A 5198-nucleotide genomic window follows, 5' to 3' on the forward strand; every position below is an offset into this window, starting at 1 on the left:
CGCGCGGCTGGGCGCGGTGCTCGTCGCCCAGGTCGCCCGCGTACCGCGCCAACTGCTCCGGCCGCAGCCGGCCATCGGCCGTCGGCAGCGCGAGGATCTTGAGGCCGCCCACGCGTTCCGGCGCCCCGTTCTCGTCGACGTGGATGTGCGCGTGCTCGGACGCGACCACGCCGCCCCACCGCGGGCTCATCGCCATCAGCGACACCACGTTCGCCCCGGTGCCGTTGAACACCGGGAAGCCCACGGCATGGTCGCCCCAGGTGGCCGCGACGGCGGCGTCGAAGGCGGCGGTGGCGGCATCGGCGCCATAGGCCACGTCGTGGCCGGTGTTCGCGGCGGCGATCGCGTTCATCACCTCGGGGTGGACGGACGCGTAGTTGTCGGACGCGAAGTGGATGGGTCGGCTCACGTCAGCAGTGTGGCACGCCATCTCCCACTCGACACTGCGCACGGAGTTGGCAGCGACACGCCGTCGGCGAGAGGCCCACGGGCCCGACACGCCGCATCGTCCCGCACCATTCCGTGCGCACTGTCAGGGGCAGGGTGGGAGGGGACGATGCGCCGCCCGGGTCAGGCGGCGAGGTCGAGCACCCAGCGGGTGCGCTCGGTGTGGAAGCCCACCTTGCGCAGGTACTCGCGGTCGAGCTCCTCGCGAGTCTCGATCTCCACACGCGTGAAGCCGGCGTCGGTGAGCACGCTCGAGCGTCGGAACACGAACTCCCCCGGGGTGAAGTCGCGGAAACGTGGCTTGACCCAGTCGAGCTCGACCAGGCCAACTCCGGCTCCCTCGTCGCGGATCGCGACCGCGCCCACCACCTCGTCCCCGTAGGTCACCAGGTAGGTGGCACGGCGGCCGTCTCGGTTCATGGCGCGCGCGGCGAAGTCCGGCTGGTGCGCGGCGATGTCCTTGGCGTGGACCGCGAGCACGTGGAGCAGGTACGGATCCTCGGGATCGAGCGGAATGACTTGGTACTTCGAGTCGTCGTGACGCTCGCGGTAGAGCCGGACCAGCCAGTACACGTTGATGAGGGCGATCGCGAAGTTCATCGCGAAGAACGGCCAGATGCCGATGATCCCGTTGTAGGCGGTCGCCACCACGGACCCCGCGAAGTTCATCCAGCGGAAGCGCAGCACCCGCGCCTGCGTGAGGGACCACACGATGAGGATCGACCCGATCCAGCCGATCGCCTCGAGAACTGTCTGCATTCCCCCAACTTAGCGGCGCCCGCAGGCGGGCGGCGTGCGCGGCGAGGCGCGCGCGCCGGCCGTAGGCTCGGCGGATGGCAACGTCGGTGCGGGTGGATGCGTGGGTGTGGGCGGTGCGCCTGTACAAGACGCGCTCGCAGGCCACCGCCGGCTGCCGAGCGGGTCACGTGCGCATCGACGGGGAACGCGCCAAGCCCGCGCAGCACGTGCACGTGGGCAGCCGTGTCGAGGTGCGGGGCAGCGAGCGAGTCAGGATCGTCGAGGTGACCCAGCTGCTCGCGAAGCGCGTGGGCGCCCCGGTGGCGGCCGCGGCCTACATCGACCACAGTCCCCCGCCGCCGCCCAAGGAGCTGGCGTCGCCGTTCGGCATGCGGGAGCGCGGAGCGGGCAGGCCTACCAAGCGCCAGCGTCGGGAGATCGACAAGCTGCGCGGGCGCCGGTCCCGGTGACGGGCCCGGCACCCGCGCGCCGGCGGACTCAGCCGATGCGGTTCTGGGACACCGGCCGCGCGCCCCAGATGCGGTCCAGGTAGTCCTGGATCGAGCGGTCCGAGCTGAAGAACCCGGTGCGTGCCACGTTGAGCACGGCGGACCGGCTCCACGCGTCCTGGTCGGCGTACGCGGCGTCGACGCGCTGCTGGGCGTCCAGGTACGTGCGGAAGTCCGCCAGTGCCATGAAGCGGTCCTCGTAGAGCAGGTTCGAGACGATCGGCTCGAACATCGCCTTGTCTCCCCCGGAGAACGCCCCGGACGCGATGAGGTCCAGCGCGGCCTTGAGCTCGGGGTCCGACTCGTAGAACGCGGACGGGTGGTAGCCGTCCGACTCCAGCGCCGCGGCCTGCGGCTCGGTGAGCCCGAACAGGAAGAAGTTCTCGTCGCCCACCAGTTGGCGGATCTCGACGTTCGCGCCGTCGTCCGTGCCGATGGTGAGGGCGCCGTTGAGCGCGAACTTCATGTTGCCGGTGCCGGACGCCTCCTTGCCGGCGAGCGAGATCTGCTCGGAGAGGTCGGCGGCGGGCACCAGCGTCTCCGCGAGCGTCACGTTGTAGTTCGCGGGGAAGGCGACCTTCAGGCGCCCCTCGAGTGACGCATCGGCGTTGATCGTGGCACCCACGGCGTTGATGAGGTGGATGATCTCCTTCGCCATCGTGTAGCCGGGCGCGGCCTTCGCGCCGAACACGAAGGTGCGTGCCGTGACCGAGTCGAGCTCGAGCCGGCCCGTGCGGATCCCGTCGTACAGCGACACGATGTGCAGGAGCTTGAGGCTCTGCCGCTTGTACTCGTGGAGGCGCTTGACCATGGCGTCGACCATGGCGTCGCCGGCGATGTCGATGCCGTCGCGAGCGAGCAGCACGTCCGCGAAGCGGCGCTTGTTCGCGGCCTTGATGTCGCGGAAGCGCGCACGGAACTCGGCGTCGTCGGCCAGCGGCTCGATCTCCTTCAGCCGCTCGAGGTCCGTGATCCAGCCGTCGCCGATCGCCTCGGTGATGAGCCCCGAGAGACCCGGGTTCGCCAGGCGGATGAACCGGCGCGGGGTCACGCCATTGGTGACGTTGGTGAACTTGCCCGGCCACAGCTGCGCGAAGTCGACCAGGAGCTTGTCGGCGAGCAGCTGCGAGTGCAGCTCCGCGACGCCGTTGACCCGGAACCCGGCGACGGTCGCGAGGTGAGCCATGCGCACCGCGCGCTGCGGGTGCTCGGCCACGATCGACATCCGGCGCTCGCGCAGGGCGTCGCCCGGGTAGGCCGCGCGCACCTCGTCGAGAAACTCATCGTTGATCCGGTAGATGATCTCGAGGTGGCGCGGCAGCAGGCGACCCAGCAGCTCCACCGGCCACACCTCGAGGGCCTCGGGAAGCAGCGTGTGGCAGGTGTACGCGAACACCTTCTGGGTGACGGCCCAGGCGGCGTCCCAGTCCCAGCCGCGCTCGTCGACCAGCAGTCGCATGAGCTCGGGAACGGCGATCACCGGGTGCGTGTCGTTGAGCTGCCACGTGACGCGGTCGGGCAGCCGCGTGAGGTCGAAGTCCGCGGGCAGCACGCTCTCGATGAAGTCCCGCAGCGACGCGGCGACGAAGAAGTACTGCTGCTGGAGCCTCAGCTCCTTGCCCTGCGGCGTCGAGTCCTCGGGGTAGAGCACCTTGGAGATGTTCTCCGCGAACGTGCGCGCGCGCACCGCCTCCGCGTAGTCGCCGGAGTTGAAGATCTGCAGGTCGAACTCGTGGGTGGCGCGTGCGCTCCACAGGCGCAGCGTGTTGACCCGGCCGTTGCGGTAGCCCGGCACCATGTAGCTGTAGGGCACGGCGCTGACGTTCCAGGCCGGGACCCAGGTGCGCGCGTCCTTGTTCCCGTTGGTCGCGGGCTCGGTGTGGCCGCCGAACGCGATCTCGACGGCGTTCTCGGGGTGCGGGATCTCCCACGGCGAGCCCAGCCGCAGCCAGTGGTCGGGCTTCTCGACCTGACGGCCGTCGACGAACGTCTGGCGGAAGATGCCGTACTCGTAGCGGATCCCATAGCCGATCGTGGGCACGTTGAGGGTTGCGAGCGAGTCGATGAAGCACGCGGCGAGGCGCCCGAGGCCGCCGTTGCCCAGGCCCGGCTCGACCTCCACCGCGCGCAGCTCGTCGAGGTCGACGCCGAGCCGGCGAAGAGCCTCCTCCGCGATCTCATCGAGGTCCGAGGCGAGCATGCCGTTCTCGAGCTGCGGCCCGAGCAGGAACTCGGCGGAGAGGTAGGCGACGGTCTTGGCCTGGTCGCGGTACTGGTTGCGGAGCGTCTCGAGCCACCGGATGGTCAGGTAGTCGCGCACTGTCCGGGCCAGCGCGTGGTACTTGTCGTTGGACGATGCGCGGTCGAGATCCACGCCCTGGCCGTAGTTCAGCTCGCGCAGGAAGGCGCGCGAGAAGCTCTCGACGGTGTGCTGGGGCGCCGCGACGGGCGGAGTCATGTCGTTCACAGGGGCCAATGTAAGCGCTCTCGGCCCCCCGTGGCGTCCCCGTCGCACAGATTTTACAAATGCCAGGCGGCCCGCGGCCCTCGCCCGGGCGTCTCGCGCCTCTCGCGCCGCATCGCCCCGACACGGCAGACTGGCGCACATGCGCGGCATCATCCTGGCGGGCGGCTCGGGCACCCGGCTCCACCCCATCACCCTCGGCACGTCGAAGCAGCTGGTCCCCGTCTACGACAAGCCGTTGGTCTACTACCCGCTGTCGACGCTGCTGCTCGCGGGGATCCGCGAGATCCTGCTGATCTCCACGCCGCACGATCTGCCGCAGTTCCGCCGGCTGCTGGGGGACGGCTCCCAGTTCGGCATCGAGCTGAGCTACGCGGAGCAGCCGGAGCCCAACGGGCTCGCGCAGGCGTTCGTCATCGGCGCCGAGTTCATCGGCGACCAGCCCGTGGCGCTGGTGCTGGGCGACAACGTGTTCTACGGGCCCGGCCTGGGCCTGCACCTGCAGCGCTTCGAGCATGTGGAGGGCGGCGCGATCTTCGCCTACCGGGTGGCGGACCCGACCGCGTACGGCGTGGTCGAGTTCGATGCCGACGGGCGTGCGCTTTCGCTGGAGGAGAAGCCGTCGCACCCGCGGTCGGAGTTCGCGGTGCCCGGCCTGTACTTCTACGGCAATGACGTGGTGGAGATCGCGCGCGGGCTCCGCCCGTCCGCGCGGGGCGAGTACGAGATCACCGACGTCAACCGTCACTACCTCGAGAGGGGTCGCCTCCACGTCGAGGTGCTGCCGCGCGGCACCGCGTGGCTCGACACCGGCACGTTCGACTCCCTGTTGGAGGCCAGCCAGTTCGTGCAGGCGGTGGAGCGCCGGCAGGGCCTCAAGATCGGCGCGCCCGAGGAGATCGCCTGGCGCCGGGGCTTCCTCACCGACGACGAGCTTCGCGAGCGAGCGGAGCGGATCACCACCTCGGGCTACGGCTCGTACCTGCTGACGCTGCTCGAGCGGGAGCGCGGCGCGGGCGGGAGCGCGCGGTGAGGCTGCT

General features: G+C 70.3%; 5 protein-coding genes. 2 read left to right on the forward strand and 3 right to left on the reverse strand.

Annotated elements, in window-relative coordinates; all coding sequences use genetic code 11:
• Positions 1 to 352: beta-eliminating lyase-related protein (locus tag Q0L54_RS10295; RefSeq protein WP_296667853.1), on the reverse strand; the 352-nt coding region annotated here is incomplete at its 3' end.
• Positions 353 to 570: 218 nt separating this feature from the next.
• The gene (locus Q0L54_RS10300) at positions 571 to 1206 is read right to left on the reverse strand and encodes a hypothetical protein (protein WP_296667847.1); all 636 of its coding nucleotides are present in this window, start codon (positions 1204 to 1206) and stop codon (positions 571 to 573) included.
• Between the two features lie 74 nt (positions 1207 to 1280).
• Between Q0L54_RS10300 and Q0L54_RS10305 the strand changes: the two genes are divergently transcribed.
• Positions 1281 to 1655 (forward strand): RNA-binding S4 domain-containing protein, encoded by a 375-nt coding sequence (locus Q0L54_RS10305; protein WP_296667849.1) that lies wholly within the window; start codon positions 1281 to 1283, stop codon positions 1653 to 1655.
• 28 nt (positions 1656 to 1683) lie between these two features.
• On the opposite strand, the gene Q0L54_RS10310 is transcribed toward Q0L54_RS10305, so the two are convergent.
• Complete coding sequence (locus tag Q0L54_RS10310) at positions 1684 to 4152, reverse strand: glycogen/starch/alpha-glucan phosphorylase (RefSeq protein ID WP_296667856.1); 2469 nt, start codon at positions 4150 to 4152, stop codon at positions 1684 to 1686.
• A gap of 148 nt (positions 4153 to 4300) precedes the next feature.
• Between Q0L54_RS10310 and rfbA the strand changes: the two genes are divergently transcribed.
• Entirely contained in the window at positions 4301 to 5191 is an 891-nt protein-coding gene (gene rfbA, locus Q0L54_RS10315; protein ID WP_296667851.1) for a glucose-1-phosphate thymidylyltransferase RfbA, read from the forward strand.
• Positions 5192 to 5198: the final 7 nt, after the last annotated feature.

This window comes from Demequina sp., from assembly GCF_024642165.1.
Taxonomy (GTDB): Bacteria; Actinomycetota; Actinomycetes; order Actinomycetales; family Demequinaceae; genus Demequina.